The organism is Bordetella genomosp. 1 (genome assembly GCF_002261335.1).
In the GTDB taxonomy this organism is placed as follows: Bacteria; Pseudomonadota; Gammaproteobacteria; order Burkholderiales; family Burkholderiaceae_B; genus Bordetella.
The window spans coordinates 981,147-1,007,564 of sequence record NZ_NEVL01000003.1; the positions used below are offsets into that span (position 1 = coordinate 981,147).

28 protein-coding genes are annotated in these 26,418 nt (G+C 69.8%); 15 read left to right on the forward strand and 13 right to left on the reverse strand.

The window, feature by feature from the left end; genetic code table 11:
- Positions 1-3: 3 nt before the first annotated feature.
- Together CEG14_RS12865 and CEG14_RS12870 are read right to left on the reverse strand one after the other, a co-directional pair.
- Positions 4-393: a DUF2784 domain-containing protein gene (locus CEG14_RS12865; RefSeq protein WP_094826738.1), complete on the reverse strand. Its 390-nt coding sequence runs from the start codon at positions 391-393 to the stop codon at positions 4-6.
- A 2-nt stretch (positions 394-395) separates the two neighbouring features.
- Positions 396-692, reverse strand: coding sequence for a hypothetical protein (locus CEG14_RS12870; protein WP_094826739.1), 297 nt, complete (start codon positions 690-692; stop codon positions 396-398).
- 188 nt (positions 693-880) lie between these two features.
- Between CEG14_RS12870 and gorA the strand changes: the two genes are divergently transcribed.
- Complete coding sequence (gorA, locus tag CEG14_RS12875) at positions 881-2,251, forward strand: glutathione-disulfide reductase (RefSeq protein WP_094826740.1); 1,371 nt, start codon at positions 881-883, stop codon at positions 2,249-2,251.
- Between the two features lie 68 nt (positions 2,252-2,319).
- On the opposite strand, the gene CEG14_RS12880 is transcribed toward gorA, so the two are convergent.
- Positions 2,320-3,147, reverse strand: coding sequence for a DUF72 domain-containing protein (locus CEG14_RS12880; RefSeq protein ID WP_094826741.1), 828 nt, complete (start codon positions 3,145-3,147; stop codon positions 2,320-2,322).
- 172 nt (positions 3,148-3,319) lie between these two features.
- Here CEG14_RS12880 and CEG14_RS12885 point away from each other — a divergent pair, with 172 nt between their 5' ends.
- The 6 genes from CEG14_RS12885 to CEG14_RS12910 all read left to right on the forward strand — a co-directional run bounded on the left by CEG14_RS12885 (position 3,320) and on the right by CEG14_RS12910 (position 8,406).
- The gene (locus CEG14_RS12885; RefSeq protein WP_094826742.1) at positions 3,320-3,952 is read left to right on the forward strand and encodes a LysE family translocator; all 633 of its coding nucleotides are present in this window, start codon (positions 3,320-3,322) and stop codon (positions 3,950-3,952) included.
- Positions 3,953-4,071: 119 nt separating this feature from the next.
- Complete coding sequence (locus CEG14_RS12890; protein ID WP_094826743.1) at positions 4,072-4,695, forward strand: LysE family translocator; 624 nt, start codon at positions 4,072-4,074, stop codon at positions 4,693-4,695.
- 208 nt (positions 4,696-4,903) lie between these two features.
- On the forward strand, positions 4,904-6,028 hold the full coding sequence (locus CEG14_RS12895) for a 3-deoxy-7-phosphoheptulonate synthase (RefSeq protein WP_094826744.1): 1,125 nt from the start codon (positions 4,904-4,906) through the stop codon (positions 6,026-6,028).
- A gap of 619 nt (positions 6,029-6,647) precedes the next feature.
- On the forward strand, positions 6,648-7,001 hold the full coding sequence (locus CEG14_RS12900; RefSeq protein ID WP_094826745.1) for a VOC family protein: 354 nt from the start codon (positions 6,648-6,650) through the stop codon (positions 6,999-7,001).
- Between the two features lie 47 nt (positions 7,002-7,048).
- Positions 7,049-7,879, forward strand: a complete 831-nt coding sequence (locus tag CEG14_RS12905; protein WP_094826746.1) for an NYN domain-containing protein — start codon at positions 7,049-7,051, stop codon at positions 7,877-7,879.
- A 161-nt stretch (positions 7,880-8,040) separates the two neighbouring features.
- Positions 8,041-8,406 carry an I78 family peptidase inhibitor gene (locus tag CEG14_RS12910; RefSeq protein ID WP_094826747.1) on the forward strand — a complete coding sequence of 122 codons (366 nt, stop codon included), beginning with the start codon at positions 8,041-8,043 and terminating at the stop codon, positions 8,404-8,406.
- A gap of 87 nt (positions 8,407-8,493) precedes the next feature.
- Here CEG14_RS12910 and CEG14_RS12915 read toward each other — a convergent pair whose 3' ends face one another.
- Positions 8,494-9,375: a hypothetical protein gene (locus CEG14_RS12915; RefSeq protein ID WP_094826748.1), complete on the reverse strand. Its 882-nt coding sequence runs from the start codon at positions 9,373-9,375 to the stop codon at positions 8,494-8,496.
- Positions 9,376-9,423: 48 nt separating this feature from the next.
- Entirely contained in the window at positions 9,424-10,029 is a 606-nt protein-coding gene (locus CEG14_RS12920; RefSeq protein ID WP_094826749.1) for an LON peptidase substrate-binding domain-containing protein, read from the reverse strand.
- 206 nt (positions 10,030-10,235) lie between these two features.
- Here CEG14_RS12920 and CEG14_RS12925 point away from each other — a divergent pair, with 206 nt between their 5' ends.
- Genes CEG14_RS12925 through CEG14_RS12935 form a run of 3 tightly spaced genes read left to right on the forward strand, consistent with a single transcriptional unit; the run spans position 10,236 to position 12,480 of the window.
- A complete protein-coding gene (locus CEG14_RS12925) occupies positions 10,236-10,667 on the forward strand; it encodes a VOC family protein (RefSeq protein WP_094826750.1) in 432 nt (143 codons plus the stop codon).
- Positions 10,668-10,671: 4 nt separating this feature from the next.
- Positions 10,672-12,111, forward strand: coding sequence for a DHA2 family efflux MFS transporter permease subunit (locus CEG14_RS12930; RefSeq protein ID WP_373454195.1), 1,440 nt, complete (start codon positions 10,672-10,674; stop codon positions 12,109-12,111).
- 21 nt (positions 12,112-12,132) lie between these two features.
- Complete coding sequence (locus tag CEG14_RS12935; RefSeq protein ID WP_094826751.1) at positions 12,133-12,480, forward strand: GFA family protein; 348 nt, start codon at positions 12,133-12,135, stop codon at positions 12,478-12,480.
- Here the strand turns inward: CEG14_RS12935 and CEG14_RS12940 are convergent.
- Positions 12,477-13,385 (reverse strand): LysR family transcriptional regulator, encoded by a 909-nt coding sequence (locus CEG14_RS12940; protein WP_094826752.1) that lies wholly within the window; start codon positions 13,383-13,385, stop codon positions 12,477-12,479. The genes CEG14_RS12935 and CEG14_RS12940 overlap by 4 nt on opposite strands.
- 137 nt (positions 13,386-13,522) lie before the next feature.
- Between CEG14_RS12940 and CEG14_RS12945 the strand changes: the two genes are divergently transcribed.
- Together CEG14_RS12945 and CEG14_RS12950 are read left to right on the forward strand one after the other, a co-directional pair.
- Complete coding sequence (locus tag CEG14_RS12945; RefSeq protein WP_094826753.1) at positions 13,523-14,497, forward strand: alpha/beta fold hydrolase; 975 nt, start codon at positions 13,523-13,525, stop codon at positions 14,495-14,497.
- A gap of 28 nt (positions 14,498-14,525) precedes the next feature.
- Positions 14,526-15,512, forward strand: coding sequence for a Bug family tripartite tricarboxylate transporter substrate binding protein (locus tag CEG14_RS12950; protein ID WP_094826754.1), 987 nt, complete (start codon positions 14,526-14,528; stop codon positions 15,510-15,512).
- Between the two features lie 296 nt (positions 15,513-15,808).
- Here the strand turns inward: CEG14_RS12950 and CEG14_RS12955 are convergent, their stop codons facing one another.
- Entirely contained in the window at positions 15,809-16,771 is a 963-nt protein-coding gene (locus CEG14_RS12955; RefSeq protein ID WP_094826755.1) for a GlxA family transcriptional regulator, read from the reverse strand.
- Between the two features lie 135 nt (positions 16,772-16,906).
- On the opposite strand from CEG14_RS12955, the gene CEG14_RS12960 reads away from it, so the two are divergent.
- Positions 16,907-17,275 (forward strand): DUF1428 domain-containing protein, encoded by a 369-nt coding sequence (locus CEG14_RS12960; protein WP_094826756.1) that lies wholly within the window; start codon positions 16,907-16,909, stop codon positions 17,273-17,275.
- A gap of 10 nt (positions 17,276-17,285) precedes the next feature.
- Here the strand turns inward: CEG14_RS12960 and CEG14_RS12965 are convergent, their stop codons facing one another.
- From CEG14_RS12965 to CEG14_RS12980, 4 genes are all read right to left on the reverse strand, one after another.
- Positions 17,286-17,720 (reverse strand): SRPBCC family protein, encoded by a 435-nt coding sequence (locus tag CEG14_RS12965; protein WP_094826757.1) that lies wholly within the window; start codon positions 17,718-17,720, stop codon positions 17,286-17,288.
- A 102-nt stretch (positions 17,721-17,822) separates the two neighbouring features.
- The gene (locus CEG14_RS12970) at positions 17,823-18,941 is read right to left on the reverse strand and encodes a siderophore-interacting protein (RefSeq protein WP_094826758.1); all 1,119 of its coding nucleotides are present in this window, start codon (positions 18,939-18,941) and stop codon (positions 17,823-17,825) included.
- Between the two features lie 2 nt (positions 18,942-18,943).
- Positions 18,944-20,077: an ABC transporter substrate-binding protein gene (locus CEG14_RS12975; protein ID WP_094826759.1), complete on the reverse strand. Its 1,134-nt coding sequence runs from the start codon at positions 20,075-20,077 to the stop codon at positions 18,944-18,946.
- Positions 20,078-20,084: 7 nt separating this feature from the next.
- Complete coding sequence (locus CEG14_RS12980; protein WP_094826760.1) at positions 20,085-22,241, reverse strand: TonB-dependent siderophore receptor; 2,157 nt, start codon at positions 22,239-22,241, stop codon at positions 20,085-20,087.
- Positions 22,242-22,449: 208 nt separating this feature from the next.
- Between CEG14_RS12980 and CEG14_RS12985 the strand changes: the two genes are divergently transcribed.
- Positions 22,450-23,145: a TetR/AcrR family transcriptional regulator gene (locus tag CEG14_RS12985; protein WP_094826761.1), complete on the forward strand. Its 696-nt coding sequence runs from the start codon at positions 22,450-22,452 to the stop codon at positions 23,143-23,145.
- Positions 23,146-23,280: 135 nt separating this feature from the next.
- Here the strand turns inward: CEG14_RS12985 and CEG14_RS12990 are convergent, their stop codons facing one another.
- The gene (locus tag CEG14_RS12990; RefSeq protein ID WP_094826762.1) at positions 23,281-24,252 is read right to left on the reverse strand and encodes a tripartite tricarboxylate transporter substrate-binding protein; all 972 of its coding nucleotides are present in this window, start codon (positions 24,250-24,252) and stop codon (positions 23,281-23,283) included.
- Positions 24,253-24,549: 297 nt separating this feature from the next.
- Positions 24,550-25,035, reverse strand: coding sequence for a GNAT family N-acetyltransferase (locus CEG14_RS12995; protein WP_094826763.1), 486 nt, complete (start codon positions 25,033-25,035; stop codon positions 24,550-24,552).
- Positions 25,036-25,206: 171 nt separating this feature from the next.
- Here CEG14_RS12995 and CEG14_RS13000 point away from each other — a divergent pair, with 171 nt between their 5' ends.
- Positions 25,207-26,418, forward strand: a complete 1,212-nt coding sequence (locus CEG14_RS13000) for an MFS transporter (protein WP_094826764.1) — start codon at positions 25,207-25,209, stop codon at positions 26,416-26,418.

Sequence of the window (26,418 nt, forward strand, 5' to 3'; positions counted from 1 at the left end):
GCGCTAGGGTTGCGCGCGCAACGGCCGCGCGGCGGCCCGGCGGCGGCGCCACCACAGCGTATAGACGATGATGTTGCCCGCCAGCGCGGCCAGCCCGAGCGTGGTCTGCACCGGCCGGGTCAGGCCCTGCGGATACAGCGCCGACCAGACATAGTGGGCGATGAAGCCGCCCTCGTAGCCTTCCTGGCCGGCGCGCCAGCGCAGGTCGTTTTCGAGCGGCGTGAGCGGGCAGATGCCGCCGGTGGTGGTGATCATCACCGCCCACGCCAGCGCGGCCAGATGGAGCCATGCCAGCCTGGGCCAGCGCCGCAGCAGCAGGCCGCCCGCGACCGCGAACAGCACGAACAGGCCGTGGAACAGCACCACGGCGTCGGCGAGCCAGCCATAGAGCACGGTCAGCCTCCGATCAGCGCGCCGAGCAGCAGCATGGCGAGCAGCAGCCAGAACAGGCCGCTGAAGATCGAGCGCCCCAGGAACGCCTTGATGGCGGCCCAGACGAACAACAGGCCGAGCAGCAGCAAGGCGAAGTTGAAGACGTTGGGGCTCATGCCGAGCGCGGACGCCAGGCCGTTGAAGAAATCCGACAGCGCGCGGCCCAGCCCGCCGAACAGCCAGCGCAGGCCGTCGACCACTGCGCGGATGATGCCGCCCAGAAAAGATCCTGCCGAAGAAAAGAAACCGTCTTCCTGCATTGCGTCGCCAATGGGGCCTGCGCCCCCCGATTTACCGTGTTCCGTCTTTATATCCCATCGGCGGCCAGGGACAAGCCGAGCGGGCGGGCCCAGTCTCGGGTTTAATAGAGCCCGAACTGTCCAACCCCGCGTCGCGGCCCTGGCAATCAGGCCTGTTGCGCCCGGCCGGCGAGCAAGGAAACGTATTCATGGCTTTTGATTTCGATCTGTATGTGATTGGTGCAGGCTCGGGCGGCGTGCGCGCGGCCCGTTTCGCGGCCGGCTACGGCGCCCGCGTCGCGGTGGCCGAGAGCCGCTACCTCGGCGGCACCTGCGTCAACGTCGGCTGCGTGCCGAAAAAGCTGCTGGTGTACGGCGCGCACTATCGCGAAGACTTCGAGCAGGCGGGCGGCTACGGCTGGACGCCGGGCCATCCGGGCTTCGACTGGCACACGCTGATCCAGAACAAAAACCGCGAGATCGAGCGCCTGAACGGCATCTATCGCAATCTGCTGGTCAACAGCGGCGTGACGCTGCACGAGGGCCATGCGCGCATCCTCGACGCCCACACCGTCGAGATCAACGGCCGGCAGGTCACGGCGCAGCACATCCTGATCGCCACGGGCTCCTGGCCCTTCGTGCCGGACATCCCGGGCAAGGAATTCGCGATCACCTCCAACGAGGCGTTCTTTCTAAAGCAGCTGCCGCGCCGCGTGCTGGTGGTGGGCGGCGGCTACATCGCCGTCGAATTCGCCTCGATCTTCAATGGCCTGGGCGCGCAGACCACGCTAATCTACCGCCGCGAGCTGTTCCTGCGCGGCTTCGACGACTCGGTGCGCGAACACCTGCGCGACGAGCTGCAGAAGAAAGGCATGGCGCTGCGCTTCTCCAGCGACATCTCGCGCATCGACAAGCTGCCCGACGGCACGCTGGCGGCCACGCTGTCGGATGGCTCGGTGATCGAGGCCGACTGCGTGTTCTACGCGACCGGCCGCCGCGCCATGACCGACAACCTCGGCCTGGAGAACACCGGCGTCGAACGCGACCACCACGGCTTCATCAAGGTCAACGACGAGTACGAGACCACCGAGCCGTCGATCCTGGCGATCGGCGACGTGATCGGCCGCGTGCCGCTCACGCCGGTGGCGCTGGCCGAAGGCATGGCGGTGGCGCGCCGCCTATTCCGCCCCGAGGAGTACCGCAAGGTCGATTACGACCTGATCCCGACCGCGGTGTTCAGCCTGCCCAACATCGGCACCGTGGGCCTGACCACCGCGCAGGCGCGCGAACAGGGCCACCGCGTCAAGCTGTTCGAGAGCCGCTTCCGCCCGATGAAGCTCACGCTCACCGAATCGACCGAGAAAACGCTGATGAAGCTGATCGTCGATGCGGACACCGACCGGGTGCTCGGCTGCCACATGGTGGGGCCGGACGCCGGCGAGATCGTGCAGGGCCTGGCGGTGGCGCTCAAGGCCGGCGCGACCAAGGCGGTGTTCGACGACACCATCGGCATCCACCCGACCGCCGCCGAAGAGTTCGTGACCATGCGCACGCCCGTGGCGACGCCCACGGCAGCCTGATCGCGCGCGGCCACCGGCCGCGGCATGCAAACACGCGGCGCCTGCGGGCGCCGCGCTGCGTTCGGGCGTCAGCCCTTCATGCGCGCCAGCAGGGCCTGGGCGGCGCGCGGGGCGCGGGTCTTGTCGCCGTTGATGAAGTACACGAACACCTGGCGGGTGCGCGAACGCGGCCCGGTGGGCACCACGCGCGGCAGGTCGGCCGGCGCCTCGCCACGCGCCCACGCCTGGGCCCGCTCGTGCCAGCGCGCCAGCGCACTGGGCGCATAGCCGTTGGCGTAGCGCTCGCTCGCGGCCATCAGCCGGGCGTAGACGGTGTCGGCGGTGCGGTCGGCGATGTTGGGATAGTCGGGGCTGTCGGTGTAGACGGTGGCGATGCCGTGCTTGCGTGCCAGGCGCACATAGGCGCCCGAGGCGAAGCTGGCGTGGCGCGCGTCGAGCACGTGAGTGAGGTCGCGGCCGTGCGCCCGCGCGGGCAGCAGGGCGAAGAAGGCCTCCAGGTCGGCCGCGTCGAATGCCTTGGTGGCGGGCAACTGCCAGAGGATGGGGCCGAGCTTGGGCCCGAGCTCGACGATGCCGCTGTCGAGAAAGCGTTGCACCGATTCGCCCGCCTCGCCCAGCACCCGGCGATGGGTGGCGAAACGCGGCGCCTTCAGGCTGAAGACGAAGCGCTCGGGCACCTGCTCGGCCCAGGCGGCGAAGGTGGCGGGCTTCTGGCTGCCGTAGAAGGTGCCGTTGACCTCGATGGCGGTGAGCACGCTGGCCGCGTATTCGAGCTCGCGCGACTGCGCCAGGCCCGGCGGATAGAACACGCCGTCGCGCCAGGGCGGAAACGTCCAGCCGCCGATGCCGACGCGGATCGGCGCAGCGGTCTTGCGGGTCTGACTGCTCGAAGCCATGGAACCTCCGTGTGTACGTGCCCGAACCATCGTAGCGCGGCGCCCACGCCACACCGGCATCGGAATCTTGCTGTTACGGAGCAGATGTGGATTACTCTGCCTGCGGGGCCCGCGGCGCGCCCCGCCGACTTTTCTTCCGCTCGCGCCGTTTTCCCGTCCTTCGCGTGCCCTCATGTTCGACCTCGGCAGTTTTTTCGGCTTTGTCCTGATCTGTATCGGCATGGTGCTCACGCCCGGCCCCAACATGGTCTACCTGATCTCGCGTTCGCTGTCGCAGGGCCGACGCGCGGGGCTGATCTCGCTGGGCGGCGTGGCGCTGGGCCTGATGTTCTTCGTGCTGTGCGCGTCGCTGGGCATCACGGCGCTGCTGATGGCGGTGCCCTATGCCTACGAGGCGCTGTGCATCGGCGGCGCCTTCTACCTGATGTACCTGGCCTGGCAGGCGCTGCGGCCGGGCGGCCGCTCGCCGTTCGAGGTGCGCCAGCTCGCGCCGAGCTCGCCGCGCCGCCTCTTCACCATGGGCCTGCTCACCAGCCTGCTCAATCCGAAGATCGCGGTGCTGTATCTGTCGCTGCTGCCGCAGTTCATCGACCCGGCGCGCGGCCACGTGCTGACCCAGGGCCTGATGCTGGGCTTCACCCAGGCCACCATCAGCGTCACGGTGAACGCCATGATCGTGCTGGCGGCCGGCGCGATTTCGCAGTTCTTCATGCGCAGCCCGGCCTGGATGGTGGCGCAACGCATGGTGATGGGCAGCCTGCTCGGCGCGCTGGCGGTGCGCATGGCGCTGGACTCGCGCCGCTGAGCGCTGCGGGCGCCCGCGGCCGCTGACCGTTGCGCGCAGCGGCGGGCCGGCGCTGCTTTCTTCCCGATACCCCACCCCGGATGCGGCGCGCGTCGCGCCGGGACGACAAGGAGACCCGCATGACCTTCGCCACCTGGCTCGCCTTCGTGGGCGCCTCGATCGTGCTGCTGATCATTCCCGGCCCGACCATCCTGGCGGTGATCAGCTATTCGATCTCGCACGGCCGCCGCGCCCGCCTGGCGCTGGTGGCGGCGGTGGCGCTCGGCGACAGCACCGCCATGCTGCTGTCGCTCGCCGGCCTCGGCGCCCTGCTCGCGGCCTCGGCTTTCTGGTTCACGGCGGTCAAGATCGTGGGCGGCCTGTATCTGCTGTACCTGGGCTGGCGCCTGCTGCGCGCGGGCGTGACGCTGCCCGCACCGGGCGCGGCGCCGGCGCCGGTGTCGCGCCTGCGGCTCTTCGCCAACACTTATCTGGTGACCGCGCTGAACCCCAAGGGCATCATGTTTTTCGTGGCGTTCCTGCCGCAATTCATCCAGCCGCAGGCCGACCTCGGGCCGCAGTACGCGGTCCTGGCGGCCACCTTCGTGGCGCTCGCCACGCTGAACGCCACGCTCTACGCCCTGTTCGCGAACCAGGCCCGGCGCCTGCTCGCCACGCCGCGCGCGCAGCGCCGCTTCAACCTGGCCGGCGGCTCGCTGCTGTCGGCGGCGGGCGTCTGGGCTCTGACCGCGCGCCACGGCTGAGGTCGGAAGACGAGGTGGGAGGCGGGTGCGCGTCACGGCCGCGGCCGGCGGCATTCCGCGGGCCGCGGCCCCGCTCCACGGGCGCCCCGGCTGCCGTGGTCAGGTCTGGCCCACACCCGCCGTTCGGGATACCGCCTCGATGAATCTGCCCCCTTTTTGACTAAGTGCGATAATCCCGGGGATGCGCGAGCTGCGCCCGGAGATTGCTTTGACCCGTATCGACGACCCCCAGCACGACCACGAGGTTGGCCAGGCTGATTCCACCCACGACACCACCCGCGTGGACGACACCCGCATCGGCGCGGTGCGCCCGCTGATTTCGCCCGCCCTGCTGCTCGACGAGCTGCCCACGCCGGCCGGCGTGCAGGATCTGGTCGAGACCAGCCGCGCCGCGATCGCCGACGTGCTGCATGGCCGCGACGACCGCCTGATCGTGGTGGTCGGCCCCTGCTCGATCCACGACCACGACCAGGCCATGGAGTACGCGCGGCAGCTCAAGACCAGCGCCGAGGCGCTGAGCCAGGACCTGCTGGTGGTGATGCGCGTGTATTTCGAGAAGCCGCGCACCACCGTGGGCTGGAAGGGCTACATCAACGATCCGCGCCTGGACGGCAGCTTCCGCATCAACGAAGGCCTGCGCCGCGCGCGCAAGCTGCTGCTCGAGATCTCGGGCCTGGGCCTGCCCATCGCCACCGAGTTCCTCGACCTGCTCAGCCCGCAGTTCATCGCCGACCTGGTGAGCTGGGGCGCGATCGGCGCCCGCACTACCGAAAGCCCCAGCCATCGTCAGCTGGCCTCCGGCCTGAGCTGCCCGCTGGGCTTCAAGAACGGCACCGACGGCGGCATCCAGATCGCGGCCGACGCGATGGTGGCGGCCGGCGCCAAGCACGCGTTCATGGGCATGACCAAGATGGGCATGGCCGCGATCTTCGAGACGCGCGGCAACGTCGACACGCACGTGATCCTGCGGGGCGGCAAGCAAGGCCCCAACTTCGACGCGGCCAGCGTCGACGCCTGTTGCGCCGCGCTCAAGCGCGCCGGCCAGCGCGAGCAGGTCATGGTGGACTGTTCGCACGCCAACTCGAACAAGTCGCACGAACGCCAGATCGACGTGGCGCGCGACCTCGGCGCCCAGATCGCGGGCGGCGACGCGCGCATCACCGGCGTGATGATCGAGAGCAACATCAACCCCGGCCGCCAGGACCTCAAGCCCGGCGTACCGCTGGCCCACGGCGTGTCGATCACCGACGCCTGCCTGGGCTGGACGCAGACCATCCCCGTACTCGAGGACCTCGCCGCCGCCGTCCGCGCCCGCCGCGAACGCAACACCTGAGCGCGCGCCCGACGCCCCGCCCCGGCCTGCCCGCCCCCAGCGCGCAGGCCTTTTTCTTGCCCCCCACATTCCCCCGACGCCCCAAAACAAAGGTGTCAGACTGCAATTTCAAACAAAGGTGTCAGACTGCATTTTCTGGCCCTGGCAGGCCCGCCCAGGCCCGCGGCCCGCGGCGTCCAAAACAATGGTGTCAGACTTCATTTTTGACATTGCGCCGCCGCATCGCGGCGCGGCGCGAGGGGCCGCGACCGGCCCGGAACAAAGGTGTCAGACTGCATTTTTGCGAATCGCGCCGGCGCTGCCATGCCCCTGCCTGGCAGGCTGCCGCAGCGGCCTCGCGATTCGAGTTGGCGGCCTGCGGTCGCGAAAAATGCAGTCTGACACCTTTGTTTTTTGAGCAGCCGGGAGTCGGCGCCGGGCCCATGGTCAATAAATGCAGTCTGACACCTTTGTTTGAAATTGCAGTCTGACACCTTTGTTTTTGGCGTGATTGTTGGAAATGCAGTCTGACACCTTTGTTTTTGGGAGGGGGTTGGTCGGGGGTGGTGCGCAGGCGGGTTTCGGTTTCTGGCTGGGGGACCTATCATCGGGTGGAAGCGTCCCACAGGAGAGTTTTCGAATGCGGATCAAGCGTATCGTTGCCAACCTCGCCGCGCGCGACCCGGCGCAGGCCGACCATTTCTATCGCGAGACCCTCGGCCTGGAGGTGTTGATGGACCACGGCTGGATCACGACCTATGGCGCCGACGAAGAGGCGGAGGTGCAACTGAGCATTGCGTCGCAGGGCGGCAATGACACGCCGGTGCCCGACCTGTCGATCGAGGTCGACGACCTCGACGAGGCCCTGGCCCGCGTGCAGGCGGGCGGCTACGCCGTGGAATACGGGCCGGCGCTCGAGCCCTGGGGCGTGCGGCGGTTCTTCGTGCGCGATCCGCTGGGCAAGCTGGTCAACCTGCTGCAGCACGTCGACTGAGCGGGGCGTATCATCTCGCCCCTTGCCGCGTTTCCCCCGGAGCCTCCATGCCGATGAATCCCGAACCCACCGAAAGCCGCGTCGCCGTCCTGGTCGACTGCGACAACACGACGCCCGAAATCCTCGAGTACGCGCTGCGCGTGGTGGCCCAGTTCGGCCGCGTGGTCCTGCGCCGCGGCTACGGCAACCACAGCACGCTGGCCAACAAATGGCAGGAGGCGCTGGTGCGGCTCGCCTTCACGCCCTGCCTGCAGTACCAGTATGCGGCGGGCAAGAACACCGCCGACATCGCCCTCGCGCTCGACGCCTTCGAGGCCATGTTCGACAGCCGCGCCGACACCTTCTGCCTGGTCACCAGCGATTCCGATTTCGCGTACCTGTGCCGCAAGCTGCGCGAACGCGGCGCGACCGTGTGCATCGTGGGCGAGGCCAAGACGCCGGACGCGCTGCGCAACGCCAGCGACCAGTTCTTCGAATGGACGCCGCCCGAGCCCGTCGAGCACGCCAGCGCCGGGCGCACCAGCACGCGGCGCGCGCCGCGCCCGGCCAAGGCCATGGTGTCGGCGGTGGCGCTGCTGGCCGGCGACACCTCCGAGGGCCGCGTGGGGGTGGGCGAGCTGGGGCAATATCTCAAGCGCACGGATCCCGCGTTCTCGCCCAAGGTGTTCGGCTATTCCGGGCTGGTCGACATGCTGCGCAACTTCCCCGAGCTGATGCTGCAGCAGGAAGGCAACACGTACTGGGTCAGCATCAAGCCGGTCGAGGTGATCGAGGCGCCGGCCAAGCCGGCGCGCAAGCGCGCGGCCAAGAGCGCGAACGGCGCCGCCAAGCCGCGCACGCCGCGCAAGCGGGCCAAGGGCAACGGCAGCGCCGAATGAGGCGGCTCGGCCGGGGCGGCCCAGCCGCCCTGCCGACGCCCGCTCCCCCCTGCCCGGTCCGCCGCTTCGAACCGCATCGATCTCCCCGCTGCCGGTGTGCCGCTGGCGCGCGGGCCGCGCTACTATAGGCCGTCTTCACCGGTTTGTTCGAAGGAGTCTGCATGATCTGGAAATTCATCCCCATCGCCCTGGTGGCGGCCCTCACCGCCTGCGCCTCGACGGGCGGATCGAGCTCGAGCTCGGGCAGTTCGTCGTCCGCCTCGTCGGGCGACGCCGCGCCGTCGGCCACGCAGAGCAGCACCGGCGTCATCCCCGGCAGCGGCCGCAGCTGCGACGCGCAACCGGCGCAGAACATGCTGGGCACGACCTTCAGCGACTCGGTCGCCAACCAGGTCCGCCAGCGCGCCTCGTCCGACACGATCCGCGTGCTCAAGCCCGGCCAGGTCATGACGCTGGAATACAACGCCACGCGCGTCAACATCATCGTCGACGCCCAGGGCAAGATCAGCGCCATCCGCTGCGGCTGACCCGCCCTATCATCCGCGCGCCCGCGGCAACGCCGCGGGCCGCCGTCGGTCGCCGGCCGCCCCCAGGGGCGGCCGTTTTCATGGCGCTCAGGGCTTGTTGCGGGCCTCGGCCAGCGCCACCGTCAGGTGCATCACGCGCTGCTTCAGGCCGTCGCGCTCTTCCGTGAGACGCTGGATCACCTTGTTCAGACGCGCCACCTCGGCCGGGTAATCCGTGATCACCGGCGTGGAGCCATCGGGGTCGAACGGCGGATCGCCGTCGGCCGGGGCGCCGGCCTCCTCGCCGCGCGCCTCGCGCCGCGCCCGGGTACGCTCGGCCTGCACCGTCTGGCGCACTTCGCGCGCCGTCATGCGCAGCTCCTTGCGCCCGCCGCGCACCGCTTCCTTTTGCCGTTCGGGCGGCAGGGTCGCAACCGCCGCGGCCGCATTGATCGAAATCTCGCCGGCGCGCACCGCCTCCACCAGCTCGGGCGCGGCCTGCTGCCGGATGCGATCGATCTGGGTCAGGGTATTGCTGCTCACCCGCGCCTCGCGCGCCAGCGCTTGCCGATTCGGCAGCACCGGCTCGGGCGCCGCCGCGGTCTCGGCCGTGGCCGCATCAGCACCGGCCTCGCCTGCCGGCGGCGCGGGCGCGCGGGCCTGCAGGATCTCTTTCTTGCGCAGCGCGAGCACGCCGCGCTGGTAATCCGACACGCTGCGCCGGCCCAGGTGGTTTTCGATCATCCAGAGCCGCACGTCGTCGAGATTCTGGAAGCGCGTGTTCTGGACCGTGTTGAACGGGATGCCGTGCTTCTGGCAGATGCCGTAGCGATTGTGGCCGTCGACCAGCAGGTCGCCCCACAACACCAGCGCGTCGCGGCAGCCTTCGGCCAGCAGACTGCGCTCGAGCGCCGCGTATTCGTCGGGCGTGAGGGGATCGATATAGAGCCGCAGCTCTTCATTGATGACGATATTCATGGGCCGCAGCATAACCCGAGGGCGGTCCCGGCCAGGCCACCGGGACAGCGCCTGGCCGGCTCAGGGCAGGCCGTTGTCGCGCAGCCAGGCGCGCAGTTCGCGCAGCCGCGCCAGTGCGTCGGTGCTCGCCAGCAGACGCGCCTTGACCGCGGGCGACAGCGGCAGCAGCTCGCACCAGCGGTCGGCCACCCAGCCGGCCTCGTCGAGCCGATACGGCGGGGCGATGGGCAGCTCCGGCGCGCCTTCCCGCTGGGCCTGGGCGATGGCGCGTCCGAGCAGGTCGGCCAGGTCCTGGTGCGCGGCCGGCAGCGGCACGATCGGATCGTCGGGGATGTCCTGGGCCTGGCCGCGCCACAGCCCGAACTTGCCGCGATGCGTGTCGCCCAGCTGGAAGCGGCCCAGGCCGGTGCAGGTCAGCGACCACAGCGTCGGCGTGAGCGCGTCGCAGCGGTCGATGCGCGCGTACGTGCCGACCGGCGCCAGCACCTCGATGCCTTCCGGCGTGCGCACCTCCTGCCCGGCCAGCAGGGCCACCACGCCGAAGGGCGTGCCGTCTGCCTGGCACTGGCGCACCAGGTCGAGATAGCGCACCTCGAACACGCGCAACTGCAGCAGGCCGGCGGGAAACAAGGCGTTGCTCAAAGGGAAGAGCGGAATGTCGGTCATGAACCTATGATGGCATGACAGGGTGGCCCCGCCCGCCTAAGCCCACGCCGGGCGGCGGGGCAAAGCATGAAGGCGCAGGGCAAGCGCGGGTCAGCGATGATTGTTTTTCAATACATCATAATATTAAATTAGGACTAACAACAATCCCGGGCCCAGGCTGCGGCACGCCCTTCCGGCGCGCCGGCCGGCATCGTGAGGAGACAGCCATGCCGCAGATTTCCCCCTACCTTTCGTTCGACGGCGACTGTGCCGAGGCCCTGCGCTTCTACGAGCGCGTGCTGGGCGGCAAGATCGAGGCGTTGATGACCTACGGCGACGGGCCACCCGACATGAAGGCCCACGTGCCGGCCGAGTACCACGGCCGCGTAATGCACGGCCGGCTCGATCTCGACGGCCAGCTCATCATGGCCTCCGACGCGGCGGGCGAGAGCTGTGGCGGCGCCTACGAAGGCCAGAAAGGCGTGTCGCTCGCCCTCACCTACCCCACCGTCTCGGATGCCGAGCGCGTGTTTGCGGCGCTGTCCGAAGGCGGACACGTCACCATGCCGCTGCAGCCCACCTTCTGGGCCGAGGCCTTCGGCATGACGGTGGATCGCCATGGCACCTCCTGGATGGTCAACGGCGCCATGAAGGCCTGAGCGCATGCAGCCCGCCATGACGGAGCGCCGCCGCTGGCTGGCGCTGATGGTGCTGTGCCTGGGCGTGCTGATGATCGTGCTCGACACCACCATCGTCAACGTCGCGCTGCCGTCGATCAAGGCCGACCTCGCGTTCGACGACGCCAACCTGGTGTGGGTGATCAACGCCTACATGCTGACGTTCGGCGGCTGCCTGCTGCTGGGCGGCCGGCTCGGTGACCTGTTCGGCCACCGCCGCATGTTCCTCGCCGGGCTGGTGCTGTTCACGCTGGCCTCGCTCGCCTGCGGCCTGGCGCAGGGGCGCGAGCTGCTGGTGGCGGCGCGTGCCCTGCAGGGCGTGGGCGGCGCGGTGGTGTCGGCGGTGTCGCTCTCGCTCATCATGACGCTCTTCACCACGCCGGCCGACCGCGCCCGCGCGATGGGCGTGTACGGCTTCGTCTGTGCCGGCGGCGGCAGCATCGGCGTGCTGCTGGGCGGCGTGCTCACCAGCGCGCTGAGCTGGCACTGGATCTTTCTGGTGAACCTGCCGATCGGTGTGCTGGTGTATGGCCTCTGCGTGGCGCTGCTGCCGGCGCGCGGCGGGCCCGCGGTACGGCCGCGTCTCGATCTGGCCGGCGCGCTCGCCATCACCAGCGCGCTGATGCTGGCGGTGTATGCGATCGTGAACGGCAACGAGGCCGGCTGGCACAGCGCGACCACCCTCGCGCAACTCGGCGCGGCCGCGGTGCTGCTGATTGCCTTCGTCGCCATCGAAGCGCGCGTGCGCGAGCCGCTCATGCCGCTCGGCCTGCTGCGGCTGCGCAACGTTGCCACCGCCAACGGCGTCGGCATTCTGTGGGCGGCCGCGATGTTCGCGTGGTTCTTCATCTCGGCGCTCTACATGCAGGTGGTGCTGGGCTACAGCCCGATGCAGGTCGGCCTGGCGTTCCTGCCGGCCAATCTGATCATGGCGCTGTTCTCGCTGGGCGGCTCGGCGCGCCTCGTCATGCGGTTCGGCATCCGCGCGCCGCTGGCCGCCGGCCTGGCCCTGGCGACGCTCGGCCTGGCCTGGTTCGCACGCGTGCCCGAGGCCGGCGGCTTCTGGCTCGACGTCATGCCGGGCATGACGCTGCTGGGCATCGGCGCCGGCATTGCGCTCAACCCGATCCTGCTGGCCGCGATGAGCGACGTGGACCCGGCCGACGCCGGCCTGGCCTCGGGCGTGGTCAATACGGCCTTCATGATGGGCGGCGCGCTCGGGCTGGCCCTGCTCGCCAGCCTGGCCAGCGCCCGCAGCGCCGCACTGGCCGCGGCGGGCGCCCTGCCCGCCGCCGCGCTCACCGGCGGCTACCGCATGGCCTTCGCGGTGGGCGCGTTCGCCGCGCTGGCCGCCGCGCTCGGCGCCGGCCTGCTGATGCGGGCACCGCGCAACCACGAGGCGGGGCAGCCCGCCCCGCACGCCTGAAGCCCTCACACGGAGCGACTCATGTCATACCAGGGAAGTTGTCATTGCGGCCGCATCGCGTTCAGCGTCAGCGGCAAGGTGGAGGGCGCGCTCTCGTGCAACTGCTCGATCTGCCGGCGCAAGGGCGCGCTGCTGTGGTTCGTGCCGCGCGAGCAACTGGTGCTCGACACGCCGGCCGCCGACATGGCCACCTATCAATTCAACCAGCACCTCATCAAGCATCACTTCTGCCCGGTCTGCGGCATCCATCCCTTCGGCGAGGCCCATGATCCGCAGGGCCGCGCGATGGCAGCGGTGAACCTGCGCTGCCTGGAAGACGTCGATCTCGACAGCGTGCCGGTGCAGCACTACGACGGCCGCGCACGCTAGCCCACGCCGCGCTCGAGCTCCGACCAGAGTTGGCGCACCAGCGCGCGCGGATTGTCGGCGGCCACGTAGAGCCGGATCTCCATCGCGATGTCGTTGACCGCGTTGTCGGCGCGTACCAGCGTGCCGGCGCGCAGATCCTGCTCGACCAGCGTGTGCGGCAGCCAGGCCAGCCCGGTGCCCTGGCGCGCGGTGGCGAGGATGGCGTCGGCCAGATCGGATTCATAGACGGTGTTGAGCTGCGCCGTGTTGCAGATGCCCTTGAGGCCGGCGCGCATGATCTTGCCCAGCGACATGCTGGCCGAGTAATCGAGAAACGGCACCGGCGCGTCGCTGCGCAGCCGCGGCACCACGTAGCGCGGATGGCCCGGCGCCACCGGCGCGCTCACCGCCACCAGCGTGTCGGCGCCGACGCGGCGGTACTTGAACGCGGGGTTGTCGATCTTTTCGTAGATCGGCTCGTGCGCGTGGCACAGCAGCATGTCGACCTCGCCATCGACCAGCATGTCGATGCCGTAGTTCAGCGTGGTGGTCACCACCTTCACCTGGAACGGCGGCACGCCGTGCTGCATGCGCTGCATCAGGTCGGGCAGCACCAGATGCGCCAGCGTGCGGCCCGAGGCGATCGACACGCGGCGCGCGCGCGCCTGTTCGGGCCTTTGCAGGGTCGCCCGGGTTTCGTTGAGGATGTCGAGCACCTCGATCGCGGCCGAAAGCAGCACCCGGCCCGAGGCATTGAGCTGGGTATGCTGCGGCCCGCGCTCGACCAGCGGCACGCCGGCCCATTCTTCGAGGGCGCGGATGCGGCGCCCGAAGGCCGGGTGGGTGACGTTGCGGCTCTCGGCAGCGCGGAACAGGCTCTGCGACTTGGACAGCGCGACGAAGTCTTCCAGCAGTTTGAGGTGCATGGCGATGACAGCGGGGTGGCGGCGGACCGGCCGCCGGGCTGTGCCGGTTCGGCACAGGGTATGCCCATTTTGCACAAGCGGCGGCGGTGCCACAACTACTATTTGATACATCCTGAATTCGCCCGAACCGCCCGGTCATGTCGCTCGCCTCCGTCCGTCTCAAATCGATCCGCAGCCGCTTCGTCGGCGGCCAGGATGCCGTCGTGCGCGGCATGCCGGTGCAGCAACGCCGGGTCGTCGAGAATGCCGAGCCGCGCGCGGTCGACATGAACGGCACGTACTCGGTGGGCCAGCTCTACGTGCAGGATTACCGGCTCGAGCATCCCGTCTATCCCTACCCTGTGCTGCTCTGGCACGGCGGCGGCATGACCGGCGCGCAATGGGAAACCACGCCCGACGGCCGCGACGGCTGGCTCTGGCGCCTCCTGCAGGCCGGTTTCGACGTGAGCGTGTGCGATGCGCCCGAACGCGGCCGCGCCTCCTGGGCGATGTTCCCGCAGGTGTACCCGGCCGAGCCGCAGTTCCGCACCAAGGAAGAGGCCTGGACGCTGTTTCGCATCGGCGCGGCGCGCGACTACGCCCCGCATCCGGCCCTGCGCCGGGCCTATCCGGGCCAGCAGTTTCCGGTGGCGGCCTTCGACGATTTCGCGCGCCAGTTCGTGCCGCGCTGGCTCGACCATGACGCCATGACCATGCGTGCCTACCGCCAGTTGCTCGAAGACACCGGCCCGTGCGCGCTGATCGCGCACAGCCAGGGCGGCGGCTATGCCACGCGGCTGGCGCGGCTGTGCCCGAGCCTGGTGCGCGCCGTGGTGGCCGTCGAGCCCACCGGCGTGCCCGACCAGCCTTCGGCCACCTGTGCGCCGCACCTGCTGCTGTGGGGCGACCATTTCGGCGGCAATGGCGAAGGCGCTCCGGGCGCCTGGACCGATTACCGCCAACGCACCGATCATTACTGGTCGGTGCTGCAACAACATGGCTGTAAGGCGGAGGTCTATGACCTCCCGGCCATGGGTATTACGGGAAATTCCCATTTCTGCATGCTCGACCTCAACAGCGACGAGATAGTGACCCGGGTGCAAGCCTGGCTGCTGGATCACGCTGGCCTATAACTTCAAGAATGCAAGACAGGAGAGAATGATGTTGTTGAACAAGCTCCGGCTCGCCTCGGTCACGGCGGTGACCCTGGCAGCGCTCGCGCCCGCGGCGTATGCCCAATCCAGCTACCCCGGCGACAAGCCGATCCGCATGATCGTCCCGTTCGCCCCCGGTGGCACGGCCGACATCATCGGCCGCGTGTTCGCCGCCCAACTGGGCAAGGAGCTCAAGGCCAACGTTATCGTCGAAAACCGCGCCGGCGCGGGCGGCTCGATCGGCACGCGCTTCGTGGCCGACTCGGCGCCCGATGGCTACGTCGTGCTGCTGGCCTCCTCCAGCACCCACGGCACCAACCCGGCCGTCTACAAGCACCTGAGCTACGACGCCGTCAACGACTTCACCCCGATCACCCAGCTGGTGACGGTGCCTGGCGTGCTGAGCGTCACCAAGGACTTCCCGGCCCAGGACCTGAACGGTCTGATCGAGGTCACCAAGGCCAGCCCGGACAAGTATTCCTACGCCTCGTCGGGCGCGGGCGGCCTGGGCAACCTGGCCATGGAACTGCTGAAGTCGACCACCGGCGCGCGCGTGCTGCACATTGCCTATCGCGGCGCGGGCCCGGCCTTCACCGACGTGATCAGCGGCCAGGTCAGCATGATCTGGGAACCCGTGCCGGCCTCGCTGCCCTACATCCAGAGCGGCCAGCTGCGCGCGATCGCGATCGCCGCCGACACGCGTTCGCCCGAACTGCCCAACGTCCCCACCTTCAAGGAAGCCGGCCTGGCCAACTACGAAGCCGTGGCCTGGAATGGTTTCCTGGCGCCCAAGGGCCTGCCGGCGGACATCCAGAAGACGCTGAACGAAGCCTCGGTGCGCGCGCTGAAGGATCCGGAACTGCAGAAGAAGCTCGCCTCTCTGGGCGGCACGGTCGTGGGAAACACCCCGGAAGAATTCCGCCAGGTGATCGCCAAGGACACGACCAAGTGGAAGCAAGTGGCCCAACAGGCCAACATCTCGCTGGACAACTGATCCGGGCCAGGCCGACGGTTCTCGCCGGTTCCGGCGGCCAGGCGCGGATGTTGTGATGATGGGTGCGGTGATTCAGAGGCCGGTCGCAGGGGGGAGCCTCCCAGAAGCGGCGCGCAGACAGTCTCGCGACGTCGAAGGCTGTGGCCGGCCAGCCGCGCAGCGAAACCCATCAAGCAGGAAACGGAACCGACCGCGGCCCTGACCACGTCCGCGCCGGTTTCCGGCTAGTGATGTTGTATTGTCGTTCGTGCCCGGGGGCCTCGTCCCCGGGCATTTTTTCGCCCGGGCAAAACAGGTCAGAGATAGCGCTCGCGGTAATCGACGGGCGACATGCCGCTGTATTTGTTGAAGGTGTCGCGAAACGCCTTGGTGTCGCTGTAGCCCACCTGGTACATCACCTCGGCCACGCTCTTGCGCGTGGTCTCGAGCTGCTTTTTCGCGACCTCGACCCGGACCCGTTGCAGGTACTCGACCACGCTGGCCCCGGTGGCCTGGCGGAAGCGCCGTTCGAGCGTGCGCCGGCCCAGCGCATGGCGGTCGGCCAGCGCCTCCACGGTGAGGCGCTCGGCGTAGCGCAGCTCGATGTCGTCCTGGACCGCCCGCACCACGGTGTCGGCGTGGCTCTTCTGGCCCGCGAACACGGCGAACGGCAGCTGGCTGCTGCGGTTCCAGTCGAGCTGGAAGAACTTGGCGCACCAGATCGCGGTGTCGCGGTCGGTGTACTTCTCGACCAGATGCAGCACCAGATGCGCGGCCGAGAAGGCCCCGCCGCTGGTGTAGAGGCCGCGCTCGGAGTGCAGGATGCGGTCGCTCACCCACGACACGCGCGGGAACAGCGCCTCGTACTGGTTGCGCGCGACCCAGTGCACCACGGCGCGCTGGCCGTCGAGCAGCCCGCCCGCGGCCGGCAGCGCCGCGCCCACGCACAGGCTCGCGACCTCGCCGCCCGCGCGATAGCGCTCCGAGAGCCAGCCGATCAGCGCGCCGTTGGCATCCACCGCGGCCGGCACCTCGCCCTGCAGCGGCGGCACCACGCAGACGTCGGCGGGCGGCGCATCGCGCAGCAGCGCGTCGGCGCGAACGGTGTAGCGGCCGCTGTCCATCACCACGTTGGGCGTGGCCGCGACCAGCTGCACGGCGAAGCCCGGCGGCCGGCCTTGCGCGGCCAGATACTCGTTGGCGGCCAGAAAGCCCTGACGGGCGATTTCCAGCGTGGCGATGTTGGCCCGCGCAGGCAACAGCATGGCGATATTTTTCATCGGCCCAGCATAGCGCCTAAGTCTGTCGCGATCCACCAGCAATATTGTCGCAATCGCCCATCGGCGTGGTCCACCTGCGCCGCTACAGTGGCGCAATGCGGCCGCCCTTTCCGCGCGCCGCGCCGGGAGAATGGCATGACGCAATCGAACGAGCAGTACGTGGACGGCTTCCTGCTGGTGGTGCCGAACGACAAGATCGAGGCCTACCGGGCCATGGCCACGCGCGCCGCCGAGGTGTGGAAGGAGCATGGCGCGCTGGATTACCGCGAATGCGTGGGCGACCAGCTCGACAATGAAGGCCACGTGAACTTCCGCGGCCTGAGCGGCGCGGGCGAGGGCGAAACCGTGGTCTTCGCCTGGATCGTGTACGCCAATCGCGCGGAGCGCGACCGCGTCAACACCGCCGTGATGGCCGACCCGCGCCTGAACTGCGAGGGCTACGAAAACGTGTTCGACCTCAAGCGCATGGCCTGGGGCGGCTTCAGGACCCTGGTGCAGCTCTGACGCCGGCGCCTCAGGTGGGCTCGAACAGCGCGCGCAGCCGTTGCAGGTCGCGCGCCACCCACTGGCGGTCGGCCTCGAAGGTCGCGTCGGTGTGACCGGCCTGCCGGAACAGCGTCAGCGTGACCAGGCTGCCCGCGCCCTGCGCCACCACGCGCAAGGGCACGGACACCTCTTCGCCGCTGTCGAGCCGCACCAGATGATCGGCCACGCCGTAGGCGTTGCGCGGCGTGAAGCGCACCCGCACCGGCCCGGCCGGCCCGTCGGCGGCCCACTCGTCGCCCGCCTGCGTGAGGCCGTCGGCCAGCCCGCTGGCCCAGCGCGGGAAGTTGCGCGGCTCGGCCAGGAAGGCATAGACCTCCTCGGCGGGACGCCGGATGCTGACGGCAAGCACGTGCACCCCGGGCGCGCCCTCGGCGGGCGCGGCGGCTTCGGCTGCGCGGGACATGACGGTCTCCTCGTGTCGGTATGAAACCCCATGGTGGCACAGGGCCGCGGCGCCTGCCTAGGCGCGTGCCGGTTGCGGTCGCAACAGAGGGTTTCCGCGGCGCTACTCGGGCAGATAGGCCGCGCCGCCGATCTCGATGATCTGCTCCTCGCTGAGCGTGCGATGCCAGTGCGAGTAGAGCACCTGGCGCGCGCGGTCGAGGCCGACCTCCTGCTTGAGAAAGCGATGGATGTCGCGGAAGGCCCGGTATTCGCAGCCGCCCCACACGAACACCTCGGCCAACGCGCGCGGCCACGCCACGCCGCGCACGGCCTGCTGCAGCAGCGTGGTGGTGCCGGCCGGCGCCGCGCCGCGCAGCAGCCACTGCAGCGCGATGCCGGGCGGCGCGCTCAGCGCCAGGATCTCGCCCTCGTCCTGCACCTCGATGAAGGCATGGCCGCGCGCGTCGGGCGCGAGCGATTCCAGCATGCGGGCGATGCCGGGCAGCCCCGTCTCGTCGCCGAACAACACGTGGAACGATGCCGCGATCGGGCCGCCCGCCGCCGGGCCCACCACGGCCACGGCGTCGCCCGGACAGGCCGCCTCGGCCCATGCCGTGGCCGGGCCGGCGGCCGCATGCAGGGCGAAGTCGATCGTCACCTGGCCGCGCGCCGGATCGACCGCGCGCAGCGTGTAGACCCGGGTCGGCATCTTGCCGCCCGGCCAGGCCACGCGGCCGTCGTCATCGAGCATGGGCCAGACGGGCGCGGCCTCGCCACGCGCCGCGAAGATGAGGCGGCAGTGCATCTGGTCGGGCCGGTCGAGATGGCCCAGATCCTCGCCCTGCAGCACGATGCGGCGCAGACGCGGCGTGAGCGCGCTGACCTGCACCACGCGCAGCACGCGCAGATCGTCGAGCGGGACCAGCCCGGCCGCGTCGCCGACCCAGCGGATCTCCAGTTTTTCGCTCGCCGCGATGAAGCCGATCGGCCCCGCCAGCGCGTGCTTCATGCGATTGAGCGAGACCGCATCGGCCGTCTCCACGCGCAGCGTCAACGCACCCGGTTGCGGCTGCAACCAGGCGCGTCCGAACACCGCCTCCACGCGCCACGAAGCGCCTTCCGGCGTGATGCGCATGTCGTGCGTGGCGATCGAGGCCAGGATCGGCTCGAGATAGTCGGCCACCCGCGCGAACGCGATGGTGGCAGTGGCCCGACAGGGCCCGGGGATGGGATCAGGCATGGTCAGTCCTTGAGCGACACCCATAGCGGACCGTCGATCGGCCGCGCCAGGAAACGCGCGTTGATCTCGGCCAGCGTCGCTGCGGGGTCCAGGTCGGGGAAACGTTCGGGGTGCAGCCACTTGGCCGCCACCTCGACGAACAGGATGTTGAGCGGCCGCATCGTGATGAGGCCGGTCCAGATGCCATGCACGCGCTGGTTGCGCGTGCTCGCCAATTCGGCAAAGCCGGGCCGGCCGAGCAGCCGCTGCAGGCCGGCGCGCGCCTGGACCGGGTCGAGGCCGGGGCCGATGGCCGGACGGCCGCCCGCGGCCCAGCCGCCGCCCGAGGCGATGTACACGTCGTGCGGCGTGGCCAGCAGGTATTCGAGCTGCAGTTTCTGGTACCAGGCCGCGCTCACGGCCGGCAGCGTCCGCCCGCCGGCCAGCGCCAGCAGCTCGCCCCAGACCTGCTGGCCCGCGGCCCAGCAGCAATCGTCGACCGTGGACTGCACCTCGAGATAAGTGGTCACGGGCGGCGTGCCCGACCCGAGGCCCTTGGCGATGCGCGCCAGATGGCGGTCGGCGAACGCCAGGTAGTCCTGCGCGCGCGCCTCGGCGTCGAGGATCTCGCCCCACATGCGCAAGTAGCGCCGCAGGTCGGCCACGGGGCCGGCCGAGGTCGCGGCGTCCGCGCCGTTGCTGGCGACGTCGCTGAACACCACCGGGATGTCCGCCAGGCGCATGCGCTCGAGAAAGCTGCCGCGCTCGTCCCGCTCGGGCGCCATGAACGAACTCGCCACCACCAGGTCGGGCGCGAGGCTGATGACGCCTTCCAGCGAGATCGAATCGGGCGTCTGGCGTCCCACCACCGGTATCCTGCGCCCGTCTTCCAGGCGCGCCTGCAGCGCGGCGCTGTCGATACGATCGGCCGCCGCCCAGCCCGCCACGCGCGCGGCCGGGTCCGGCACCAGCAGCGCCATGGTGAGCAGGTCGCGCGCCTCCAGCAGCAGGATGCGGCGCGGCACGCCCGCCAGCGTCACCTGCCGGCCGGCCATGTCGGTGACGCGGCGCGCGCCGGGCGCGGCCAGCGCCGGCACGGCGCCGCCGCCCAGGCCGCCGAGCAGCAGCCCGGCGCAGAATCGGCGTCGATCCATCATGGCGGGCTCACCAGCGATAGCGCAGACCCGCGACGATCTGCCGGCCATTGCCGTACTGGCAATAGAAGTTGGAGCTGCAGCTCGAGTAGTAGGTCTTGTCGAACAGGTTGTTCACGTTCAGCCGCCCTTCCAGGCCCTTCAGGCTCGCGCTGGCCGCCCCGAAGTCATAGCGCAGCGCGGCATCCACCAGGGTGTACCCGTCGGCCTCGATGTCGTTGGCGTTGTCGGCATAGCTGGCCCCCACCACGCGCACGCCCGCGCCCACCTTGAGCCCTTCCAGCAGGCCGCCGCCAAAGCGGTAGTTGGCCCACATCGACCCGAAGTAGCGCGGCACGGCCTGCGGGCGCTTGCCCTGGTTGGCGGGCACGGCGGCCTCGGTGACCTTGGTGTCGAGCAGGGTCAGCGCAGCGATCAGTTCGACGCTGGGCGTGACCTGCCCGCGCGCCTCGAATTCCAGTCCGCGCGAACGGATCCGGCCTTCCTGCGTGTTGAAGCCCACGACGTCGGGCACCAGCGCATCGCGCTGGCGGATGTCGAAGGCCGACACCGTGAACAGCGCGTCCATGCCGGTGGGCTGATACTTCACGCCCACCTCGTACTGGCTCGCCTTGCTCGGCACGAACGGCGCGCCGCTCGCGTCCACGCCCACGTTGGGCTCGAACGAGGTCGAATAGCTCAGGTACGGCGCCACGCCGTTGTCGAAGGCATACAACAGGCCGGCGCGATAGCTGGTGGCCTCGCTCGACTGGTCGCTGCGGCTCTGCGCCAGGCGGTTCTCGGTGTCCTGCGTGGTCCAGTCGTGACGCACGCCGAGCGTGGCGCGCCAGCCGCCGTAGCGCAGCTGGTCCTGCACGTAGGCGCCGGTCTGGCGCAGCGTCTGGCCGCTGTCGATGATGGTGGTCAGCGCGCCGATGGGCTGGCCATACTGCGGCCGCGTCACGTCGAATGCCGGCGCGGGCCCCCAGTCGTACTGCCAGTTGCTGCGCGTGTGCTGATAGTCGAGCCCGGTGAGCAGCGTGTGCTGGACCGCGCCGGTGGCGAAGTCGAACTGGGCCTGGTTGTCGAGCGCCACGCCCTGCACGTCCTCGATCGAGCGCAGGGCCTGGCGCGGGATGATGCCGGTGTCGGCCAGCGGCCCGGCCATCTGCAGCGAGCGGAAGTCCACGTCCACGTCGGAATAGCGCAGGCGCGAGCGCAGCGTCAGCGTCGCGTTCGCGCGGTGTTCGAACTGATAGCCGATGCCATGCTGCTCGCGCTTGAAGGCGTCGAAGTCCGGATCGCCGATGTTCACGCGCCGGCCGAGGTCGCCCTTGTAGGCGGCAGGCGCGAGAAACCTGGGATAGATCGAGTTGAAGTAGCCGCCGTCCGGATCCTTCTGGTAGTACGCGCTCAACGTGAAGCGGGTGTCGGCGCTGGGGCGCCAGGTCAGCGCGGGCGCCACCGCGTAGCGGTCTTCGCGCACGCCGTCGTAGCGCGAATCGGCGTGGCGCCCGATCGCGGCCAGGCTGTACAGCAGCGAGCCGTCGGCGTCGAGCGCGCCCTGCGAGCTGAAGCCGGCCTGCGCGCGGCCGTGCGTGCCGCCCTCCAGCAGGATCTCGTGCGCGGCGCGATCCGAGGCCAGCCGGCTCACCTGGTTCACCAGGCCGCCCGGGCTGATCTGGCCGTAGAGCAAGGCCGACGGCCCCTTGAGCACGTCGACGCGGTCGAGCAGATAGGGATCGATCGCGGCCTGCGCGAAGGCCTGCCCGCGCGGCAGCTTCAGGCCATCGAGAAAGTTGACGTACTGGGTGGCCGTGCCGAACGCGCCGAAGCCGCGCAGAAACACCGAATCGTAGCGGGCGTTGGAGTCGCGATCGGACAGCACGCCGGCGGTGTAGCGCAGCGCCTCGCCCACGGTCTGTGCGCCCTGCTCGTCGAGTTGCTGGCGCGTCACCGTCGAGACGGACTGGGCGGTTTCAAGCACGGGCGTGTCGCTCTTGGTCGCCGACGCGCTGGTGGAAAGAAACAGCCGGTCGCCCGTTTCCGTGGGCTCGGGCGCGTCGCCGCGCACCACCACCGGGCTGAGCTGCGTGGCGGCAGCCTCCTGCGCCTGCGCCGCGCCCCCGAGCGCCAGCCAGCCAGAAACCGTGCCGAGGACCACGGCTTCCCGCAAATCAATCGCCATTTCAGACACCCTATTGCAAATGAAAAGAACTCTCAATTGCGATGATGGCATAAACGGGACGGTATCGTCCAGTTATTTCACGCGCGTTGTTTTCCGGAGAACGGCGCCTTGGCGTGGCCACAACGGGATGGCAGCGTTTGGTTATTTGCCGGCCCGGGGCGAAGTGCGGGACAATGCCGCTTGTTTCCCCAGGCTTCCAGGACATCGCATGGCAACCACTCCCGGCTCGACGCAAGCGCGTGCGCGCGCCCCCCGGGCGGTCGCGGCACCGCCGGCCGCGCCCCGATCCCAGGGCGGGCGCCCAACCCGCGCGGCCGCGGCCGAACTGGAACGGCGCATACTCGACGAAGCCGCGGCGCTGTTCGCGGCGCAGGGCTATGCCGCCACCTCCATGGAGCAGGTGGCCGAAGTCTGCAAGGCCGGCAAGGACACCATCTATCGCCGCTACGCCTCCAAGGGCGCGCTGTTCACGGCCGTGATGGCGCGCTTTCGTGCCGCCGTGGTCGACGAACTCGGCGCCTGTCTGAGCGCGGGCGGCGCGCCCGCCGAGCGCTTGCGCCGCTACGCGCGCGCCCTGCTCGACGTCAATTTGCGGCCGCAACTATTGGCGCTGAACCGCGTCGCGCTGGCCGAGGCGATACCGTCCAAGGGCGTGCAACCCACGCCCAGCGCCGACGACCCCTTCATGCGCCAGCTCGCCGCGCTGGTGCGCGAGGCCCAGGATGCCGGCGCGCTGCGGCCGGGCGACGCCCTGTTCATCGCCGAACAACTGCTGTACGCCACCTCGATCCGGCCGCTGGTGACGACGATGCTGGGCGAGGCCGCCTTCTCGACCGCCGCCCGCCAGGACGCCTATTTCGAGCAGGCCTGGACGCTGTTCCTGCACGGCGCCGCGGCGGCCTGACGAGATGCGGCTGCGCGCCGAGGCCCTGCCGTAGCGGGCCCGGAAGGCGCGCCGCGACGGCGCGGCGAGTGCCTTGCCTCCAATGAAAAAGCCGCGCCCGAGGGCGCGGCTTCTTTCATCGTGCGGCCGGCGGGATCACTCCACGCGCGCGCCCGACTCCTTCACCAGCTTTTCCGAGGCCTTCCAGTCGGCGGCCAGGATCTGCTGGAACTCGTCGGTGGACTTGGCCGCGGCTTCGACGCCGAGCGAGGCCAGGCGTTCCTGCACCTTGGGATCGGCCAGCACCTTGTTGACCGCGGCGTTCAGCTCCGCCTTCTTGTCGGCCGGGATGGCGGCCGGCGCGAGCAGGCCCATCCACGAATCGAACGCGTAGCCGGGCACGCCGCTTTCCGCCACGGTCGGCAGGTCGGGCGCGAAACGCGAGCGCTGCTTGCCGGTGTAGGCGATCAGCGTGACGCGCGGATCGTTGCGGTACGGCATCACGCCGATGGTGGCCGAGGTCACGCCCTGCACGCGGCCGGCGAGCAGCTCGGTCACGGCGTCGCCGGTGGACTTCATCGGGATGTGCTGCATTTCCAGGCCGGCGGCGGCCAGGAAGGAGGCCATGCCGAGGTGCGAGGCGCTGCCGTTGCCGGCCGAGGCGTAGTCGTAGCCGCCCGGCTTGGCCTTCACGGCCTGGATGAACTCGGCGGTGTTCTTCGCGCCGAGGGCCTTCGAGGCCATGATGATGTAGCCGACGTTGCCCAGATAGCCCACGCCGGTGAAATCCTCGTAGGGGCGGTAGCTCAGGCTCTTGTACATATAGCCGGCGATGTGGTGGCTGGCCGCGGCCAGCACCAGCGTGTTGCCGTCGGGCTCGGCCTTGGCCACGGCGGCGGTGCCCACCGTGCCACCGGCGCCGGCGCGGTTCTCGACCACGACCGTGGCGTTGAGCGCGCGGCCCAGCTCTTCGCTGATGGCGCGTGCGATGGTGTCCTGCACCGCGCCGGTGCCATAGGGCACGATCACGCGCACGACGCGGTCGGCGGCGAGGGCGTCAACGCCCTGCGTCAGCGCAAACAGGGAGAACGAAGCGGCGGAAACTGCGTACGACAAGCGGAATTTCATGATTCTCGTCAGGTGAGCGGCCACAACCGGGCGGCACGCGAGTGAAACTGCGAAAGGGAGACAGCGATAGTGCGGGGAACTGCGGGCGCATGATCGGAAGCGCATCCGTGCACAGGTGCTGGCGGCATGGAACCTGGAGCAACGGAGACGCGCCCGGGACGGGGCGGCGCGGGCGCCGCGACGCCAGCGTAGACACGGCGCGGGGAACCCCGGCCGCGAACCGGCGACGGACTCTACGCATTAACGGCCTGCGCGGCCACGATTTAATGGCAGTTTGCTTATGCCATATAGCGGGGTTTACACCGATACCCGGCCCGGTCGGCGCATGTGGTATTCGTGCTCGCCTTCCCCCGCCACCACGAAGCCGCAGCGTTCGTACAGACGGCGCGCCGGGTTGACCTTCAGCACGTCGAGCACCACGGGCAGGCCCTCGGCATCGGCCTGGTCCAGCACCACGCGCAGCACGCGCTCGCCCCAGCCCTGGCCCTGAAAGCCGGGCGCGATCTGGATCTGCACCACGTACCAGCGCGTCTCGCTGCCGGTCGTGTCGCGATAGGCCTTGAGCAGGCCGCCGGGTTGCCCGTCGATCAGCAGCAGCCGCGCGTCTTCCCAGTGATAGAGGATGCGCGCCATGTGGGCCGCGTCGTCGTGCGGGATGCCCTGCGCCTCGAGATGCGCGTCCATGGTGCGGCGGCGCAGGTCCAGCAGATAAGGCAGGTCGGTCTGGGCCGGCACCTGGAAGCGGATGCGGGCGTCGGCGCTGGCCGTGAAGAGGGAGGGCATGGCTGGGTCCGGAACGGGAAGACGAAGGGCCCCGGCATCCGCGCGGATGCCGGCCGGCCGCCATCTTATCAAGGCCGGCGCGCGCAGCGGGCCCGGCACGACTGGAGTATGCTCTCGCCCCGCCGCGCCCTCTCCTTTCCTGCGGCGCACCGATCTGGCGGAGCATTTCCTGTGGGCAACAACATCCGTTGGCTGCGCGCGTTCTATTTCCTGTTCTACGGGCTGCAAGGCATCAGCATCCCGTTCCTGCCGCTGTGGTTCGCGAGCCGCGGGCTCGACAAGGACCTGATCGGCCTGATCGTCGCCACCGCCTTTCTGCCCAAGATCCTGTCGGCGCCGCTGCTGGCGCACGCGGCCGATCTCACCGGCCGGCTCAAGGCGCTGATCGCGGCGCCGCTGGTCGCCACCGCCCTGCTGTTCGCGCTCTATCCCTGGCTGCAGGCGCCCGCGTGGGTGTTCTGGACCACGCTGGGCATCAACATGCTGTTCCCGGCGGTGCAGCCGGTACTCGACCGCATCGCGCTGTCGCACAGCCACGGCGGGCGGCCGGTCTACACCACGGTGCGCGTGTGGGGCTCGATCGGCTTCGCCGCCACCACGCTGGCCGGCGGCTACGTGATCCGCGCGACCGATCCGCTGGCCATCGTCATCATGAGCGTGCTGCTGACCCTGACCTGCGTGGCCTGCCTGCGCAGGCTGCCGCTGGGCGCCACGCTGCCGAACCGGCCGGTGCCCGCGGCCAGCGCGACGCCGCCCGCCACGGCCCCTACCCCGTCCGCAACCGCGCCGCGCCCGCGCTGGCCCCTGCTGCAGGTCCTGCGCGACAACGCCGCCGTGCTGGTCATCCTGGGCGCGTCCCTGGTGCAGGCGAGCAACGGTTTTCTCTATTCCTATTCGACGCTGTACTGGACCGACGCCGGCCTGAGCACCTCCGACATCGGCCTGGCCTGGACCGTGGGCGTCAGCGCCGAGGTGCTGTTCTTCTACTTCGCGGCGCGCATCGTGCCGCGCATCGGTGCCGAGCGGCTGATCTGGATCTCGGCCCTGCTCACCGCCGTGCGCTGGATCGGGCTGGCATTCTGCACCTCGCTCGCGCCGCTGCTGGCCCTGCAGCTGCTGCAGGCCTTCACGCTGGGCGGCAACAACTCGGCCGTCATGACGTACATCTCGCGGCGGGTCGCGCCCGGTTGCCAGACCTCCGCCATCGCCCTCTACGCCATGATGTCCGGCGGGATCCTGATGTTCTTCTGCGTCAACGCCGCGCGCCTGGTGTATCCGCAGGTAAGCTGGGGCGGCTTCGGCATGATGGCCGTCTTCGCCCTCTGCGCCATCCCGCTCGTGCTCTGGTCGCGCCGCGTCGGCGCGGCGCCCCCGCCGCCTTGA

Coding starts and splice junctions, on each gene's coding strand:
- CEG14_RS12970 (WP_094826758.1), bottom strand. CDS start 18,941: ATGCCTGATCCCATCCCCGGGCCCTGTCGGGCCACTGCCACCATCGCG.
- CEG14_RS12890 (WP_094826743.1), top strand. CDS start 4,072: ATGACCTTCGCCACCTGGCTCGCCTTCGTGGGCGCCTCGATCGTGCTG.
- CEG14_RS12870 (WP_094826739.1), bottom strand. CDS start 692: ATGCAGGAAGACGGTTTCTTTTCTTCGGCAGGATCTTTTCTGGGCGGC.
- CEG14_RS12910 (WP_094826747.1), top strand. CDS start 8,041: ATGATCTGGAAATTCATCCCCATCGCCCTGGTGGCGGCCCTCACCGCC.
- CEG14_RS12995 (WP_094826763.1), bottom strand. CDS start 25,035: ATGCCCTCCCTCTTCACGGCCAGCGCCGACGCCCGCATCCGCTTCCAG.
- CEG14_RS12880 (WP_094826741.1), bottom strand. CDS start 3,147: ATGGCTTCGAGCAGTCAGACCCGCAAGACCGCTGCGCCGATCCGCGTC.
- CEG14_RS12905 (WP_094826746.1), top strand. CDS start 7,049: ATGCCGATGAATCCCGAACCCACCGAAAGCCGCGTCGCCGTCCTGGTC.
- CEG14_RS12940 (WP_094826752.1), bottom strand. CDS start 13,385: ATGCACCTCAAACTGCTGGAAGACTTCGTCGCGCTGTCCAAGTCGCAG.
- CEG14_RS12930 (WP_373454195.1), top strand. CDS start 10,672: ATGCAGCCCGCCATGACGGAGCGCCGCCGCTGGCTGGCGCTGATGGTG.
- CEG14_RS12915 (WP_094826748.1), bottom strand. CDS start 9,375: ATGCTGCGGCCCATGAATATCGTCATCAATGAAGAGCTGCGGCTCTAT.
- CEG14_RS12920 (WP_094826749.1), bottom strand. CDS start 10,029: ATGACCGACATTCCGCTCTTCCCTTTGAGCAACGCCTTGTTTCCCGCC.
- CEG14_RS12960 (WP_094826756.1), top strand. CDS start 16,907: ATGACGCAATCGAACGAGCAGTACGTGGACGGCTTCCTGCTGGTGGTG.
- CEG14_RS12975 (WP_094826759.1), bottom strand. CDS start 20,077: ATGATGGATCGACGCCGATTCTGCGCCGGGCTGCTGCTCGGCGGCCTG.
- CEG14_RS12935 (WP_094826751.1), top strand. CDS start 12,133: ATGTCATACCAGGGAAGTTGTCATTGCGGCCGCATCGCGTTCAGCGTC.
- CEG14_RS12925 (WP_094826750.1), top strand. CDS start 10,236: ATGCCGCAGATTTCCCCCTACCTTTCGTTCGACGGCGACTGTGCCGAG.
- gorA (WP_094826740.1), top strand. CDS start 881: ATGGCTTTTGATTTCGATCTGTATGTGATTGGTGCAGGCTCGGGCGGC.
- CEG14_RS12955 (WP_094826755.1), bottom strand. CDS start 16,771: ATGAAAAATATCGCCATGCTGTTGCCTGCGCGGGCCAACATCGCCACG.
- CEG14_RS12965 (WP_094826757.1), bottom strand. CDS start 17,720: ATGTCCCGCGCAGCCGAAGCCGCCGCGCCCGCCGAGGGCGCGCCCGGG.
- CEG14_RS12950 (WP_094826754.1), top strand. CDS start 14,526: ATGTTGTTGAACAAGCTCCGGCTCGCCTCGGTCACGGCGGTGACCCTG.
- CEG14_RS12980 (WP_094826760.1), bottom strand. CDS start 22,241: ATGGCGATTGATTTGCGGGAAGCCGTGGTCCTCGGCACGGTTTCTGGC.
- CEG14_RS12985 (WP_094826761.1), top strand. CDS start 22,450: ATGGCAACCACTCCCGGCTCGACGCAAGCGCGTGCGCGCGCCCCCCGG.
- CEG14_RS12945 (WP_094826753.1), top strand. CDS start 13,523: ATGTCGCTCGCCTCCGTCCGTCTCAAATCGATCCGCAGCCGCTTCGTC.
- CEG14_RS12990 (WP_094826762.1), bottom strand. CDS start 24,252: ATGAAATTCCGCTTGTCGTACGCAGTTTCCGCCGCTTCGTTCTCCCTG.
- CEG14_RS12900 (WP_094826745.1), top strand. CDS start 6,648: ATGCGGATCAAGCGTATCGTTGCCAACCTCGCCGCGCGCGACCCGGCG.
- CEG14_RS12885 (WP_094826742.1), top strand. CDS start 3,320: ATGTTCGACCTCGGCAGTTTTTTCGGCTTTGTCCTGATCTGTATCGGC.